At 68.3% G+C, this 15459-nt stretch carries 16 protein-coding genes and 1 tRNA gene; 10 read left to right on the top strand and 7 right to left on the bottom strand.

Annotated elements, in window-relative coordinates; genetic code table 11:
* Positions 1-174: 174 nt before the first annotated feature.
* Positions 175-405, top strand: coding sequence for a type II toxin-antitoxin system HicA family toxin (locus VMD91_08805; GenBank protein ID HTW84150.1), 231 nt, complete (start codon positions 175-177; stop codon positions 403-405).
* A 15-nt stretch (positions 406-420) separates the two neighbouring features.
* On the opposite strand, the gene VMD91_08800 is transcribed toward VMD91_08805, so the two are convergent.
* From VMD91_08800 to VMD91_08785, 4 genes are all read right to left on the bottom strand, one after another.
* Complete coding sequence (locus tag VMD91_08800; protein HTW84149.1) at positions 421-654, bottom strand: type II toxin-antitoxin system HicB family antitoxin; 234 nt, start codon at positions 652-654, stop codon at positions 421-423.
* Positions 655-698: 44 nt separating this feature from the next.
* Positions 699-1556 carry a helix-turn-helix transcriptional regulator gene (locus VMD91_08795; GenBank protein HTW84148.1) on the bottom strand — a complete coding sequence of 286 codons (858 nt, stop codon included), beginning with the start codon at positions 1554-1556 and terminating at the stop codon, positions 699-701.
* 281 nt (positions 1557-1837) lie between these two features.
* Positions 1838-1909, bottom strand: a tRNA-Thr gene (locus VMD91_08790).
* A 54-nt stretch (positions 1910-1963) separates the two neighbouring features.
* Positions 1964-2407, bottom strand: a complete 444-nt coding sequence (locus tag VMD91_08785) for a hypothetical protein (protein HTW84147.1) — start codon at positions 2405-2407, stop codon at positions 1964-1966.
* 604 nt (positions 2408-3011) lie between these two features.
* Here VMD91_08785 and VMD91_08780 point away from each other — a divergent pair.
* Both VMD91_08780 and VMD91_08775 read left to right on the top strand, forming a co-directional pair.
* Entirely contained in the window at positions 3012-3590 is a 579-nt protein-coding gene (locus tag VMD91_08780; GenBank protein HTW84146.1) for a Panacea domain-containing protein, read from the top strand.
* Positions 3563-3919: a hypothetical protein gene (locus VMD91_08775; GenBank protein ID HTW84145.1), complete on the top strand. Its 357-nt coding sequence runs from the start codon at positions 3563-3565 to the stop codon at positions 3917-3919. The genes VMD91_08780 and VMD91_08775 overlap by 28 nt, the downstream gene beginning before the upstream one ends.
* Before the next feature lie 139 nt (positions 3920-4058).
* On the opposite strand, the gene VMD91_08770 is transcribed toward VMD91_08775, so the two are convergent.
* Positions 4059-4901 carry an IS1595 family transposase gene (locus VMD91_08770; protein HTW84144.1) on the bottom strand — a complete coding sequence of 281 codons (843 nt, stop codon included), beginning with the start codon at positions 4899-4901 and terminating at the stop codon, positions 4059-4061.
* 116 nt (positions 4902-5017) lie between these two features.
* Here VMD91_08770 and VMD91_08765 point away from each other — a divergent pair, with 116 nt between their 5' ends.
* The 4 genes from VMD91_08765 to VMD91_08750 are packed head-to-tail and all read left to right on the top strand — an operon-like array spanning position 5018 to position 9978.
* Positions 5018-6586 (top strand): 3,4-dehydroadipyl-CoA semialdehyde dehydrogenase, encoded by a 1569-nt coding sequence (locus VMD91_08765; protein HTW84143.1) that lies wholly within the window; start codon positions 5018-5020, stop codon positions 6584-6586.
* A gap of 22 nt (positions 6587-6608) precedes the next feature.
* On the top strand, positions 6609-8198 hold the full coding sequence (locus tag VMD91_08760) for a benzoate-CoA ligase family protein (GenBank protein ID HTW84142.1): 1590 nt from the start codon (positions 6609-6611) through the stop codon (positions 8196-8198).
* Positions 8195-8983 (top strand): alpha/beta hydrolase, encoded by a 789-nt coding sequence (locus tag VMD91_08755; protein ID HTW84141.1) that lies wholly within the window; start codon positions 8195-8197, stop codon positions 8981-8983. The genes VMD91_08760 and VMD91_08755 overlap by 4 nt, the downstream gene beginning before the upstream one ends.
* Entirely contained in the window at positions 8980-9978 is a 999-nt protein-coding gene (locus VMD91_08750) for an LLM class flavin-dependent oxidoreductase (protein HTW84140.1), read from the top strand. Before VMD91_08755 ends, VMD91_08750 begins: the two co-directional genes overlap by 4 nt.
* Here VMD91_08750 and VMD91_08745 read toward each other — a convergent pair.
* Positions 9975-10511, bottom strand: coding sequence for a hypothetical protein (locus VMD91_08745; GenBank protein ID HTW84139.1), 537 nt, complete (start codon positions 10509-10511; stop codon positions 9975-9977). The two genes, VMD91_08750 and VMD91_08745, sit on opposite strands and share 4 nt — an antisense overlap.
* A 259-nt stretch (positions 10512-10770) precedes the next feature.
* On the opposite strand from VMD91_08745, the gene VMD91_08740 reads away from it, so the two are divergent.
* From VMD91_08740 to VMD91_08730, 3 genes are all read left to right on the top strand, one after another.
* Positions 10771-12945, top strand: coding sequence for a DUF6600 domain-containing protein (locus VMD91_08740; GenBank protein HTW84138.1), 2175 nt, complete (start codon positions 10771-10773; stop codon positions 12943-12945).
* Positions 12946-13094: 149 nt separating this feature from the next.
* On the top strand, positions 13095-13355 hold the full coding sequence (locus VMD91_08735) for a hypothetical protein (GenBank protein ID HTW84137.1): 261 nt from the start codon (positions 13095-13097) through the stop codon (positions 13353-13355).
* 56 nt (positions 13356-13411) lie between these two features.
* Entirely contained in the window at positions 13412-13777 is a 366-nt protein-coding gene (locus VMD91_08730) for a hypothetical protein (protein ID HTW84136.1), read from the top strand.
* 12 nt (positions 13778-13789) lie between these two features.
* Here VMD91_08730 and ettA read toward each other — a convergent pair whose 3' ends face one another.
* Positions 13790-15454 (bottom strand): energy-dependent translational throttle protein EttA, encoded by a 1665-nt coding sequence (ettA, locus tag VMD91_08725; protein ID HTW84135.1) that lies wholly within the window; start codon positions 15452-15454, stop codon positions 13790-13792.
* Between the last annotated feature and the right edge of the window lie 5 nt (positions 15455-15459).

Raw genomic sequence — 15459 nt, 5'->3', positions numbered from 1 at the left:
GTGCACTTCGCATATAGTGGAGCGCCAGATCCTCACGAGCCAAAGATCCTTGGGCACCTCTCGTCACGCGCCGTTCACGAATCGGTGCAATTCGTCATTCGGCGCTTGCGAGGTCGGTGATGGAGTCGTGAATCTTCTACGAGATACTAATGCGGAACTATCGATGGCTGTCCGATGAGTGAAAAGCTTCCGGCCCTGGACGGGCAGCGTTTCGTGCGCGCCTTGAAACGTGCGGGATTTCTCATTGTGCGCGTTCGCGGCAGCGCACATATCATGCGGCATCCCGAGGGCGGCCGCATGGTATCGGTTCATGTGCACAAGGGAGTTACGATAAAACGTGGTACGCTTGCCGCGCTGTTAGAGGATAGCGGCCTCACTGTTGAACAATTGCGCGAACTTTTATAAGAACAGTTCCCTTAGTCAGGCAGCAGATGAAGGTACGTTGACGGCAATTGTGGCTGCCACGTCGGACGGCGGAATCGGTTCGCCGCGTTCTGTAAGCACGTCGACATACGCTTCGATAACATCGCGAGCATTCGCGAGGCATTCGTCCACAGTCTCGCCCTGAGTATGCGCACCGCGAAACGCAGGAATGTGAACGGAATAGCCTCCTTCCGCCTCCGGTTCAAGCACGACCGCGTACGACCGCTCCATTAGAGCTCGTGGTTCCTCGTCAAACCGACTTCATCCCGCAGTTTTCACTGCGTCGTGCCTGTGGCGATCAAGTCCGATAGGCTCTCTTCGATCGGGCGGTGGCTGGTGTCGACGTCGGCGTCGGCGCGGCGGTAGAGCGCTTCGCGGCCGGCGAGGATGCGCTGCAGGTCGGCCATCGACTCGCGATTGCCGGCCATCGGGCGCATGTCGCCCTGCGCCACGACGCGCTCCATGTGCTCCGCCGGCGAGGCGTGCAGCCAGATCGTGCGGCACGTCGCCAACAGGTGCTCGAACGTCGCCGGCTCGGAGACCAGACTTCCGCCGGTCGCTAGGACGAACCGGGGGTGCTCCGCCAGCACGCGATCCAGGCACGTGCGCTCGAGGCGCCGGAACCCGGCCTGGCCGTAGAGGTCGAAGATCGTCGAGAGCGGCACGCCGGCGGTGCGCTCGATCTCACGGTCGAGCTCGATGAACGGCACGCCGAGCTGCGCTGCCAGCGCCGTGCCGAGCGTCGTCTTGCCGGCGCCGCGCAGGCCGATGAGCGCGATGCGGCCGTCGCGCGACGCCGGGTCGACCTTGGCGAAGGTGCGCTCGAGCAGCTCGCGCGCCTCGCCGCGGTGGTCCGGCCGCAGCCCGCGCAGCACGGCGATCGCGGCGCGCAGCTCGGGCGGGTCGCCGTCGTCGCCAAGCAGTGCCTCGACGGGGACGTCGAGCGCGCGCGCCACTTGGCGTACCGTAAGGAGCGAGGCGTTGCCCTGGCCGGTTTCGAGCTGGGCCAGGTAGCGTTCCGAGACCCCGGAATCTTTGGCCAGGATCTTCCGCGTCATCCCGCGCCGGGCACGCAGCTCCCGCACCCGCTCGCCGAGGCGGGCGAGGAACGCGCCCTCATCGTCGGAATGCACTATCACGCTTGCGATCGCTCTCGCATGCAGTATAATCGCTATTATATACTTGACGCAATAGATGTCGGGCGGTACGCTGGCGTGGTGACAGGGCGGCCTTCCGGTCTTTAGTATCCGCTGGAAAAAGCAACAGGCGCCTCCAATCGTGGAGGCGCCTGTTGCTTTCGGTCTACCGTGGTAGAGCGAGGGCCCAGTAATGGTTAGGATAGTCGCGCGAGCTGAGACTTGGTAGTGAGGTCGGCCATATATCGCTGCGCGATATCGGTACATCGCCGGCGAGGGGTGACGGAGGGGAATCGAACCCCCGGCCTCGGGCTTACTGGGCCCTCGCTCTACCACTGAGCTACCGCCACCAACTTCTCGCCGGATTTCACGGTTTGATAGCGGTCGCGCGCTTTCCTTCTTCGCTATGCCGCTGGGAAGGCGCGCAATCGGTCGAGCGCGTCGGCCGCCCCTTTGAACATAGGCCCGAAGACCTCCCATGCCGCCGCACCGGTCTTCGTGAAATGAAACGTGAACGCGATCCGGTTCGAGCCGGGATCGCGACGCGCTTTGACACCCGCGACGAGGGTGCTCTCGGCAAACAGCTCGATGATGGGTCGCACATCGACCCAATCGCGCTCGTCTATCGTATGCAGGACGGCGTCATTCTCAGCGACTGCTCGGCTCATCTCTTTGAAGAGTGTAACAGCGTTCGTTGGTACGCCGACGCTTGGCAGTTCACCAAAGACGACTGCCGAGTAAAGCATCGACGCGGTAATGAAGCCGTTCTGGCTAAGGCCGTGTTCCTTAGCCTTCTCGACGATCCGTCGGCGAAGACCCGCGGGGACGCGAAGCAGGACGCTGTCCACGTCCCGAGGGTCGGAGGGGGCGAGGAGAGCGGCGCCAGCAGACATGGCGGCGCTCTCAAAACCGGGTCCATAGCAGCTTCATGATAGCAGTATTCCGGTACTACCGGGAGGATTCCCGCTGCCATCGGCAGAACGGCGCCGCCGGGAATCCCGGCGGCGCCGTTGGCTCGCTTGGTCGCTACTTCAAGCCGGGCGCGATGTGAAACCAGACGCCCAGGCGCCCGGAAACATTTCGGCAACAACTTCGCGTACCGGCCGTGCTATTCTGGGGGACAACGATGAATAAGCCCTCGGAGAAACCGCCACGAAGCCTTTTTGAGCGGTTCGTCTCGGCGATCGCGGGAGTCACGAAGCCCGAGGTGGACATCCTGGAAGCCCGCCGCAAGGTAGAGCCTCGCGTCAGGCGCGGCCCCAAGCCGAAGAAGCCAGCCGTCTGAGACATCCAGGCGCCACAGGCCTTATTTGCGAACGATTCGCAACTTTAAGGGGGCTTGACAACGTTATACACACGTGTTCTTTAGCTAATTAGGAGGACTTAAAGAACCACGAGGCGACGTTCGCTGGCCTTAGAGATTAAGCAAGCGAAAGGAGGTGACTACTCAAAATGCCCACGCAACCGACGAAAGCGCACAAGTACGCGAAGCTGCGCGAGATGATGCTGCATATCGCGACGAAAGAGCGCGATAACCCGACGTTTGGCGCGACCAAGCTAAACAAGATTCTGTACTATGCGGACGCGCTGTGGTACCTCCGCACGGGAAAGTCCCTCACGGGGGCCGAGTACACGAAGCTAGATCATGGGCCCGCGCCCCGCACGCTGCTTCCGGCTCAGGTCTCCCTTGTTCGCGATGAGGCCGCGACCATTGATATTCGGCGGTTGCCCTTCCGCGCGCAGAAGCGCCTAGTACCGAAGCGCGAAGCGCAGCTTGACGGGCTTTATCGAGTTGAGGAAGTCGAATTCGTAGATCAGATCATCGACGCGCTTCGTGACATGTCGGCTGGCCAAACGCGCGATATGACACACAAGCTTCTCGGCTGGCGTCTGGCGGATTACGGTGAGGAAATCCCGTACTATACCGCGCTGTTTGACATCGACGGCGACGTCGCCAAGCCTAGCGATATCCGGCGTGGCATCGAACTAGCAAAAGAGCGCGGGTGGAGCAGCAACGCTTCCCCAGCCTAGTCTTCGAAGAAACATTCGAGGCAGACTGCGCTAAGCTGTGTCCTGACCAGCGGGTGATGGATGATCACCTGCACGCTATCGAATTGCTACTTGAGCGGGCCGAGCGCCAGCAGGTGAGAATCCCGGTTATACCGGACACGAACGTCCTCGTCGTTCGCCTTGAATCGCGGGTCATAGACGGGCACGTGATCCCGCCGACGCGCACATTCCTTCGATTCGAGGGCGACGGTAAAGGGCACTTGCTAGCCATCGAGGCTGTTCCACCCGACGAATACCTCGAACACGAAGCAGAACAGCTAGAAATGCCATTTACCGACGACGACCCCTAGCCTGCCGAACCCGGTCGGCACACAATCGCGCACGACGTCTCAGTCACGCATTTCTTGAAATCAGAACCTTCCATGTGAGGCGGCGCCTGTCCACACCTTTGAGCGCCTTGGTAAAACGCGGGCCGTCGGTATTCTCGCCTCATTTAAACCTGAAGACTTGCTCGTCAAAGGTACGCGTCGAGGTGGAACGGCCGAGGCGCGACGAAGTGCCGCCGAGCGTGCGCTTCAGCACGCTCCAGAAGTTTTCGATGTTGTTCGTGTGAACGCGACCTTCGACGTACGCCACGCTGTGGTCGATGACTTGGTGGACGTACGCTTCCCGCGCGTCGGCGTAGGACTTCAGCGCATCGGTGTAGAGCACCGCACCGCGTTCGAGGTGCGGAAACAGCATAGGCAGTAGCGTCGTCCTGCGGTTGTCTTTGACCGCCATCGCGCGGACGCGACCTCCGCGCTCGCGCCTTCCCATGACGACGGTCTTCGCGTCCTGCTTCGCCTTCTTACCGGCTTTGCCGATGCGAACGGCCTTCGGAACGCCGCGCCGCGTTTTGCCGCCGACGTACGTCTCGTCGGCCTCGACTTCGCCGGTCAGCCTCTCGAACGTCTCGGTCTGCATGGCGAGGCGAAGACGGTGCAACATGAACCACGCGGTCTTCTGCGTGACGCCGAGGGACCGAGCAACCTCGCAAGAAGAGACGCCGTTGCGATCCGCTGAGAGCAGCCACATGGCCGGGAGCCACTTGTCGAAGCCAATCGGAGAGTCTTCAAAGATCGTTCCGACCTTGGCGGTAAACTGTCGGTCGCACTCGCGGCACCGCCAGGCGTTGCGCCCCTTGATCGGAGCTACGTCGGCCGATCCGCAGCCCGGCCGCGGGCAGGCCATCCCATTGGGCCACCGGATCGCGACAAAAAAGTCGTGCGCGACCTGCGGATCGGCAAAGGCGCGAACGGCTTCTAGGAGGGTGGACGGAACCGGCAGTCCCATGTCCCCATTCTAACGGCTTTGGCTGTTTGCGTCAAGTATATAATAGCCGGTATAATGCTTCGTGCGGTGCGCCGTCCAGCGCATCGGACCGCCCTCGCACCGAAAGAAGGTTGCCCATGGTCGCCACCGAGCCCGTCGTTCTCGAGAGCTATCTCGCCGGTCGGTGGGTGCGCGGTTCGGACGCGGGAGCGGAGCTGGTCGACCCGGTCACCGGTGAGGTCGTCGCGCTCGCGTCGTCGAGCGGGCTCGACCTCGGTGCGGCGCTGCGCTACGCCCGGGACGTCGGACGGCCGGCGCTGGGCGCGCTGACCTACGCGCAGCGCGCCGCGCTGCTGGGCGCCGTCGCGGACGCGCTGCAGGCCCGTCGCGACGACTGGTACGCGATCGCGCGCCGCAACTCGGGCAACACCAAGGCCGACGCGGGCATCGACGTCGACGGCGGCATCGGCACGCTGAAGTACTACGCGAAGCTCGGCGCGTCGCTGGGCGAGGCGAAGGTGCTCAGCGACGGCGCGCCGGCGCGGCTGGCGCGCGACCCGAACTTCCAAGCGCTGCACCTAGGCGTGCCGATCGACGGCGCCGCCATCCACATCAACGCCTACAACTTCCCCTCGTGGGGCTTGTGGGAGAAGGCCGCCGTCGCGCTGCTCAGCGGCATTCCGGTGGTGGCGAAGCCGGCGACGGCGACGGCCTGGCTGTCGGTCGAGATGGTGCGCGCGGTGATCGACGCGGGCGTGCTGCCGAACGGCGCGCTCTCGCTGCTGGTCGGCAGCGTCGGCGATCTGCTCGATCACGTGCGGTTCGGCGACGCGATCGCGTTCACGGGTTCGGCCGAGACCGGCGAGCGCATTCGCTCGCACCCGCAGGTGCGCGGCGCGGGCGTGCGCGTCAACGTCGAAGCCGATAGCCTCAACGCGACGCTGCTCGGCCCCGACGCGCGCGAAGGGACGCCGGTGTTCGAGCTGTACGTGCGCGAGATCGTGCGCGAGATGAGCACCAAGGCCGGCCAGAAGTGCACCGCGATCCGCCGCGCGATCGTGCCGGCGGCGCGGCGCGACGCGGTGCTGCGCGCGTTGGCGCGCGCACTCGACGCGGTGGTCGTCGGCGATCCCGCGACCGACGGCGTCACGCTCGGCCCGCTCGTCTCCGCCGGCGAAGCGCGGCGCGCGCGCGAGGGGATCGCGCAGCTGGCCGCCGCACCGGGCGCGTCGATCGCGTACACGCACCCGAACGTCCCGGCCGGCGAAGCGTTCGTCGCGCCGACGCTGATCGTCGCCGGCGGCGACGCGGCGATCGTGCACGATCTCGAGGTCTTCGCGCCGGTCGCCAGCGTGCTCACCTACACGACGCCCGACGAGGCGTACGCGCTGGCGCGGCGCGGCGGTGGCTCGCTGGTCGTCTCGGTCTTCAGCGACGACGCCGCGTTCCTCGCGCAGTCGGCGCTCGCGATCGGGGCCTCGCACGGGCGCGTGCTGCTGGTCGACACCGCGATCGGCGACGCGCAGACCGGCCACGGCATCGTGATGCCCTCCTGTCAGCACGGCGGTCCCGGTCGTGCCGGCGGCGGCGAAGAGCTGGGCGGGTTGCGCGGGCTGTGGTTCTACCACCAGCGCACCGCGGTGCAAGGCCCGCTGCCGGTCCTCGAGCAGCTGGCGGCGCAGGCCGTCAACCCGTACACGCTCTGACCGCACCGCGCGGAGGTCCGTCATGATCGCACCGGAGTCGCCGGTTCCCGCTCCCGCGGCGCTCGCGCCGCCGACGTACAACGCCGCCGCCGACCTGCTCGGCCATCACGCCGGACGCCTTGACAAGGTGGCCTTCGTCGACGAGTACGCGTCGATCACGTACGGTGCGCTGGCGGCGCGCGTCGAGCGCTGCGCCGGCGCGCTGCTCGGGCTGGGCCTGGAGATCGAACAGCGCGTCGTGCTCTGCCTGCTCGACACGATCGACTTCCCCACCGCGTTCCTGGGCGCGATCCGGGCCGGCATCGTGCCGATCCCGGTCAACACGCTGTTCAAGGCCGACGACTACGCCTACATCCTGGCCGACAGCCGCGCCAAGGCGGCGATCGTGTCGGCCGAGCTGCTCGCGCCGTTCATGGACGCGGCGCACCAGGCGAACTGGCACGGCACGATCGTGCTCTCCGATCCCGCCGCGCACGCCGACGACGCGACGCTGCCGCGCTTGAGCGCGATCGTCGATCTCGCCGAACCGCTGAGCGCGGCGGCGCCGACGCGCGCCGACGACGCGTGCTTCTGGCTCTACTCGTCGGGCTCGACCGGCAAGCCGAAAGGCACCGTACACGTGCAGACGAGCTTGATGGGGACCGCGCAGCTGTTCGCGCAAGGCGTGCTCGGCATGCGCGAGGACGACGTCGTGTACTCCGCGGCCAAGCTGTTCTTCGCCTACGGTCTGGGCAACGCGCTGACGTTTCCGCTCTCGGTCGGCGCGACCGCGGTGCTGTTCTCGGGACGACCGACGCCCGACGCCGTCAGCGGCGTGTTGCGGCGCGGACAGCCGACGATCTTCTGCGGCGTGCCGACCCTGTTCGGCTCGCTGCTGGTCCACCCGGATCTGCCGCTGCGCGAGGAGCTGGCGCTGCGCGTCTGCACCTCGGCCGGCGAGCCGCTGCCCGAAGAGATCGGGCGCAGCTGGACGGCGCGCTTCGGCGTCGACATCGTCGACGGGATCGGTTCGACCGAGATGCTGCACATCTTCATCTCCAACCGCCCCGGCGCGGTGAAGTACGGCACGACCGGCATCACGGTTCCGGGTTATCGCGCGCGCATCGTCGACGAGAACGGACAGGACGTCGCGCCCGGCGAGCTCGGCGAGCTGGAGATCTGCGGTCCCACCGCGGCCGCGTACTATTGGAACAATCGCGAGAAGTCGCGCCGCACGTTCGCCGGCGAGTGGACGCGAACCGGCGACAAGTACCGACAGGACGAGGACGGCTGCTACGTCTACTGCGGGCGGGTCGACGACATGCTCAAGGTCGGCGGCATCTGGGTCTCGCCGGCGGAGGTCGAATCGGCGCTGATCGCGCACGAGCAGGTGCTCGAGGCGGCGGTGATCGGCGTCGCCGACGAACAGGACCTGGTCAAACCGAAGGCGTTCGTCGTGCTCAAGCCGGGCGCGGTCGGCGACGCCGCGCTGATCGAGGCGCTCAAGCTGCACGTCAAGGACCGGTTGGCGCCGTACAAGTATCCGCGCTGGATCGCGTTCGTCGACGAGCTGCCCAAGACGGCGACCGGAAAGATCCAGCGGCACGTGCTTCGCGCGCGCGAACAGGCGTGAGGGTCGTCGTCGGCGACGCGCGGCTCGAGACGCTGCGGCTGCCCGGCGATCCCGCGCGTCCGACGATCGTGCTGCTGCACGAAGGGCTCGGCTCGGTCGCGCTGTGGCGCGACTTCCCGCAGCAGCTGGCGGCGCGCACGCGCTGCGCCGTCGTCGCCTACTCGCGTCGCGGCTACGGCGCGTCCGATCCGCTGGCCGGTCCGCGCGAGCCGGACTACATGCAGCGCGAGGCCACCGAGGTGCTGCCGAGCCTGCTCGACGCGCTCGCGGTCGAGCGGCCGATCCTGTTCGGCCACAGCGACGGCGCCTCGATCGCGATCGTCTACGCGGGGGCGTTTCCCGACCGGGTCAGCGGCTTGGTGCTCGAAGCACCGCACGTCTTCGTCGAGGAGATCAGCCTGCGCAGCATCGCGGCGGCGCGCGCGGCGTGGGAGCGGGGTGACCTGCGCGCACGGCTGAGCCGTTACCACACGCACGTCGAGGACGCGTTCCGCGGCTGGAACGACGCGTGGCTCGACCCGCGCTTTCGCGGTTGGAACATCGAGGCCGACGCCGCGCGCATCACCTGCCCGGTGCTGATCGTGCAAGGCGAGGCCGACGAGTATGGGACGCTGGCCCAGGTCGAGAGCATCGCGGCCCGCGTTCCCCTCACGCAAGCGTTGGTGATTCCCGGCGCCGGGCACAGCCCCCATCGCGACGCGGCGGAGAAGGTCCTGACCCGCGTCGCCACGTTCGTCGACACGAGCGTCCTCGGCGCGGATGAAGAATCGATGAAACGCGAATGAGCGTGCCGCTGGGAATCCTCGACCAGTCGCCGATCGTCGGCGCGGCCGCCGCACGCGAGGCCGTCGACGCGACGATCGCGCTGGCGCGCGACGCCGAGTCGCTCGGCTACCATCGGTACTGGCTGGCTGAGCACCACGCGACGCGCGGGCTCGCCGACGCGGCGCCGGAAGTGCTGCTGGGCCGCCTGACGGCGGAGACGACGCGCATGCGCATCGGCAGCGGCGGGGTGCTGCTCCCGCACTACGCGGCGCTCAAAGTCGCCGAGCAGTTCCGCATGCTCGAAGCGCTCGCGCCGGGGCGGATCGATCTGGGCATCGGACGGGCGCCCGGCGGCTCGCGCCGCGTCAACGGCGCGCTGGCGACCCACGACGTGCGCATGTTCCCGCGTCAGGTGCTCGACGTGATGGGCTTCCTGGAGGGCAACTTGCCCGACGAGCACGACTTCGCCATGCTGCGCGCGCAGCCGACCGGCACGAGCTCGCCCGAGGTCTGGATGTTGGGCTCGTCGGATTACGGCGCGGCGCTGGCGGCCGAGCTGGGCATCCCGTACGCGTACGCGCACTTCATCGCCGGCGACGCGGAAGCGGTGACGCGCATGTATCGCCGGCACTTCAAACCGTCGGCACGTTGGCCCGAGCCGCGGCTGCTTATCGCGATCGCGGCGCTCGCCGCGCCGACCGCCGACGAAGCGGAAGCGGCGGCGCGCACGACCGATCTGTGGCGGCTGCGCATTCGGCGCGGGCTCGACTTGCCGGTCCCCACGCGCGAGGAAGCACAGGCCTATCCGTTCAGCGAGGACGAGCGCGAGGAGGTGCGATGGAATCGCCGCCGCCTCGCGCTCGGGTCGCCGCCGGGGGTCCGTGCGCGTATCGAGGAGATCGTCGCGGCGCACGGTGCCGACGAAGCGATGATCGTGACCATCGCCCCGTCGTACGCCGAGCGCGCGCGGTCCTACGCCTTGCTGGCGCAGGCGTTCACGCTGGTCGGCGCTTAGCGCTCACCGCCGTCGTCGTCACTGTCGTCGGCGTCCTGCGCGTACGACGGCCGGTCGGCTGCGTACGTGGGGCGGCGAGCGACGCCGTACGACGGCCGCTCCTCGCCGACCGCCGCCAGCGCGCGATGCGCCTCGGGCGAGCCGGGATAGTCGGCGGCGATCCAGTGGGCGGTGCGGCGCGCCATCGCGTACGACTCCTGCGAGCCCGCTCGCAAGTACACCGTTTCCAGCGCCATCAGATCGCGCGGAATCCAGTGATCGGACGGATACTTGTGCTCCCAATCCCGGATCGCGTCGACGGCGAAGTAGAGCGGGCCGCGCAGCATGTCGTTCGGCGAGCTGCCTTCTTCCAGGCGCTTGCCCGCGTCGCGGATCGTGTTGGCGATCCCGAGCACGCTCATCTTCATTCGACCGAAATACTCGTCGGCCGGAGCGAGTCGGCCGGCAGTCGGGCCGGAGAACTCGTCGGCGAGTGCAGGAAGTCCCGGCAACGCTAACGCGAGGCCGAGAACGGCGAGACGGAGCTTGACCATGGTGACCCCTCAGTGCGGCAAGCTGCTGTGCAACTACGAAAGGCCCGCGGGCAGTGCCCGTGGGTGGCGTTCGTAGAGGGACCATCGGCACGGCAACGACGCGGCAACATACTCCGCGATGAGGCCGCGATTAGAAGTAGCTGGGACGCCGCTAGGCATGGTGGACGAGCCGTTTGGGCACCATACCCGAAGGCGCTCTGCGCCGTCATCATATTTTCACGAGGCCGATATGGAAACGCCATCATACTGGAGACCGCTGGTGCCGCTGAGCGCGGCGCTCGCGCTCCTCCTCCCGCTGGGCACACCGCTCGCGGCGCAGGCGCAAGACGCCGGCCCGGGCGTGGCCCGTATCTCGTACGCGCAAGGCGGCGTCGCCGTGCAGCGCGCCGACAGCAGCTCGCCGACGAATGCGGTCGTCAACGCTCCCGTCGAGGCGGGCGACTACGTGACGACGGGCAACGCCGGGCGTGGTGAGATCGCCTTCGACCACGGTTCCGACATGCGGCTCGGCGGTGACGTGCAGATGCGCATGGTCAACGTCAGCCCGAACGATCACGAAGTGCAGCTGGCGCAAGGGACGGTCGACATGCGCGCGCTGCCGGGCAGCAACGCGGCGGATCAGATCGACACGCCGTCGGTTTCGATTCGCCCGCACGGCGCGAGCAGCGTGCGCGTCAACGTCGATTCGCACGGCGTGACGCACGTGACGCCGCGCGACGGCTCCGCCGACGTGGTCACGCCGGGCGGCACGCGCACGATCGCGGCCGGGCAGACCCTGCTCGCGCATGGTCCGGCCGGCGATCCGTCGGTGCAGACCGCGGGCGCGCCGGCGTACGACGCGTTCGACACCTTCGACAACGATCGCGATCGCTACGAAGAGTCGCCGGGCGTCGCCGCGTCGGATGCGTACGTCGATCAGGACATCGTCGGCGTCGACGATCTCGGGCCGTACGGTCACTGGTACGACGATCCGACCTACGGCGAAGTGTGGGTGCCGGCCGACGAGCCGTCGGACTGGGCGCCGTATCAGGACGGCCAGTGGGTGTGGGAAGACGGCTACGGCTGGACCTGGGTGTCGTCCGATCCGTGGGGTTGGGCGCCCTACCACTATGGTTCGTGGTATCGCAGCCCGTGGGGCTGGGCGTGGTATCCGCCGCGTCCGGGTCCGGACTATCCGACCTGGCAGCCCGCGCTGGTCGCGTTCGTCGGGTTCGGCGGCGGCGTCGGCGTCTCGCTCGACTTCGGCGACCCCAACTTCGACCTCGGCCTGGACATCGGCTGGGTGCCGCTGGCGCCGTACGAACCCTACTATCCGTGGTGGGGCCCGGGTGGCTACAGCAGCATCACCTACGTGAACTCGTACAACGCGTACCAGAACTACGCGTACGGTTCGTACGTGAGCGGCCGGAACTTCTACGGCGGACGGTTCGGCCGCGCGATGCGCGTGGGTCCGTCGATGTACGGGCGCGCGCACGTCTTCCAAGGCCGCACGCCGTTCGTCCCGACCGCCGCGAACCTGCGCTACTCGCGCGCTTCGGTCGCGCGCTCGCTCGATCCGCGTCCGGCGCTGATGCGCGGCACGTATGCGGGTGACCCGCGCGTCGCGACGGCGCGCACGCCGTTCGCGCAGCAGCGCGCCGCGGCGGCGCGCTTCAGCCGCGCACCGGCGCACGCCGTCGCCGCCAGCTCGTTCCGCACCCGCACGGTCGCGGCGCGCACCGCGGCGGCCCGCGCGGGGACGATCCACCTCGCCAACAACCGCGCCACCGGAGCCCGGCCGATGGCCGCTCGTCCGGCGGCGGGCGCGCGTCCGACGGCTGCGCGTGCCACGGCGAACCGCGGCGCCGCGAACCGCGGCACGGCGCATCGCGCACCGGTGACGGCGAATCGCGCCGCCCCCAACCGCGCGGCGAACCCCGCCTGGAGTCGTTTCAACACCAACCGCGGCACGCACGTCGCGGCCGGCCGGGCCGCTCGTCCGGCGACCGCCAACCGTGCGACCGCCAACCGCGCGATCGCCAACCATGCCCCGGCGAACCGGGCCACGGTGAACCGCGGTGCGACCCGTCCGGTCGCCGCGCATCGCGGGACCGGCGTGCGCACGGCGGCTCGTCCGGCAACCCGCACGGCGGCTCGTCCGGCAGCCCGTGCCGCCGCTCGTCCGGTGAGCGTGAGCCACGCGGCCACCGGTCGCACTGCCCCGGCCCGCACCTACGCGCGGACCTACGCCGCGCCCCGTGCGGCGGCTCCGGCCCGCGCGGCCGCCCCGCACTACGCGGCTCCGGCCCGTGCGGCCGCCCCGCACTACGCGGCTCCGGCGCGCGCCGCCGCCCCGCACTATGCGGCGCCGGCCCGCCCGGCGATGCCGGCGGCCCGCCCGGCGGCTCCGCGAGCCGCCCCCGCCCCGCAGCGCCAGCAGCACCCACCACGCTGAGCGCTTCGGGAGGCCTGGGACCCGTCCGGCATCCGCCGGGCGGGCCCTTCGGCCAACTCTTCACCGAAAAAACCCTTGCAATCGTGCGGGACCGCGCGGTATGCTCGCAGCGGCGGTTGGACAATCGGATAATCCGCCAGGAGATAGATGTGACATTCGATCAATGGATCGACTCGGTCGACGCCCAGGTGCGCGGTCGGCTCGGCTCCGCGGTGAAGACCGAGGAGATCTCGTGGGACTCGGCCATGTGGGTGAAGGGTCGTTCCACCGTCGTGGCCGCCCTGGCCGACGACGAGACGACGGCGACGCTGTCGTTCGACAACGGTGACAAGGTCGCGATCCCGTTCGCGGCCGTGGCGCCGGCCGACGCGAGCGAGACGATCGCTCGGCGGCTACTCGCCGACCGGTAAACGCTCGGGGCGGTACGTCGGCCGCGTGGCCGGTGCCGCCCGCGCCGGTCCCCGCTATGCTGCGGGAGATGGCTGCTCTTGAGGCCGCTGGCCTCTTCGCTGACGTTTTCGCCCCCCTGACGACCTTCGCGCACGGCTTGAGCCTGCGCCGCGAAGGCGACGTCGTCCAGTGGACGTATGCGGGGCAGTCCGCGATCATCGCCCAGCACGACGCCGGGTCGGTGAGCGCCACCTTCGTCGGCGAGCCGGCCCCCGAGGCCGTCTCCGGCACGCTCGCCGCGCCCGCCTACCTGGCGCGCGGGGCCGCGATCTATCCGATGACGCGGGACGGCTGCGCGCGGATGGTCGACGACATGGTCGCCTTTTTCGGCGGCGTCCGCGAACCGCGCTTCGCCTTCGTCGAGGCGCTGACGGCGGCCTGACCGCGTTTCGCGCTAGGGCAGCGTGAGCGGACGGTAGCGGATGCGGTGCGGCCGCGCCGCCTCGTCGCCGAGCCGCGCGCGCTTGTCGGCTTCGTACTCCTGGTAGTTGCCCTCGAAGAACACGATCTGCGAGTCGCCTTCGAAGGCCAGGATGTGGGTCGCGATGCGGTCGAGGAACCAGCGATCGTGGCTGACCACCAGCACGGTGCCGGCGAACTCTTGCAGTGCGTCTTCGAGCGCGCGCAGCGTCTCGACGTCGAGATCGTTGGACGGCTCGTCGAGCAGCAGCACGTTGGCACCCGACAGCAGCGTCTTCGCCAAGTGCAAGCGGCCGCGCTCGCCGCCCGAGAGCGTCCCGACTTTCTTCTGCTGGTCGCCGCCCTTGAAGTTGAAGCGCCCGAGATACGCGCGTGAGGGCATCTCGAAGCGGCCGATCTGCAGGAGGTCGCGGCCGCCGCTGACGTCGTCGAAGACGGTCTTCTCGTCGTCGAGCGACTCACGACTCTGATCGACGATCGCCAGCTTCACGGTCGGACCGATGCGGATCGTGCCGGCGTCGGGCTGTTCCTTGCCGGCGATCATGCGGAACAGCGTCGATTTGCCGGCGCCGTTGGGGCCGATGATGCCGACGATCGCGCCGGGCGGGACGCTCAAGCTGACGTCGTCCATCAACAGGCGATCGCCGTAGGCTTTGCGCACGCCGTCGAGCTCGATGACCGTGTCGCCCAACCGGTCGGCGACGGGGATGAAGATCTCTTGCGTCTCGTTGCGCTTCTGGTGTTCGTAGCTGGAGAGCTCCTCGAAGCGCGCCAGGCGGCTCTTGCTCTTCGACTGCCGGCCCTTGGCGTTCTGGCGCACCCACTCCAGCTCGCGCTTGAGCGCCTTCTGCCGCGCGGATTCCGCCGCTTCTTCCTGCGCCAGACGCTCTTGCTTCTGATCGAGCCACGAGCTGTAGTTGCCCTTCCACGGGATGCCGCGGCCGCGGTCGAGCTCGAGGATCCACTCGGCGGCGTTGTCGAGGAAGTAGCGATCGTGCGTCACCGCGACGACGGTGCCCGGGAAGCGTTGCAGGTACTGCTCGAGCCACTCGACGCTCTCGGCGTCGAGATGGTTGGTCGGCTCGTCGAGCAGCAGCATGTCGGGCTTGGAGAGCAACAGCCGGCACAGCGCGACGCGGCGCTTCTCGCCGCCCGAGAGCGGGCCGATCTTGGCGTCCCACGGCGGCAGCCGCAGCGCGTCGGCCGCGATCTCGAGCTGCTGGTCCAGATCGTCGCCGGCGGCGAAGATGATCGCTTCCAAACGCGCTTGTTCGCCCGCCAGCGCGTCGAAGTCGGCGTCGGCTTCGCCGTACGCGGCGTACACGGCGTCGAGCGCTTTGCGCGCCTCGAGCACCGGCCCTAGTCCCTCCTCGACCGTCTCGCGCACCGTCTTGTCGGGATCGAGCTTCGGCTCTTGCGGAAGGTAGCCGACCGTCAGGTTCGGCGCGGCCTTCGCTTCGCCGTCGAACTCCTGGTCGACGCCGGCCATGATGCGCAGCACCGTCGACTTGCCCGCGCCGTTGAGCCCCAGGATGCCGATTTTCGCCCCCGGCAAGAAACTGAGCGAGATGTCCTTGAGAATCGCGCGCTTCGGCGGCACCGTCTTGCCGACCCGAAACATCGAATACACGTACTGCACGGCTC

The sequence above is a fragment of the Candidatus Sulfotelmatobacter sp. genome, from assembly GCA_035504415.1.
GTDB lineage: Bacteria > Vulcanimicrobiota > Vulcanimicrobiia > Vulcanimicrobiales > Vulcanimicrobiaceae > Vulcanimicrobium.
The sequence above is the reverse complement of the archived record's forward strand: the minus strand, read 5'-3'. Positions and strand labels throughout refer to the sequence as shown.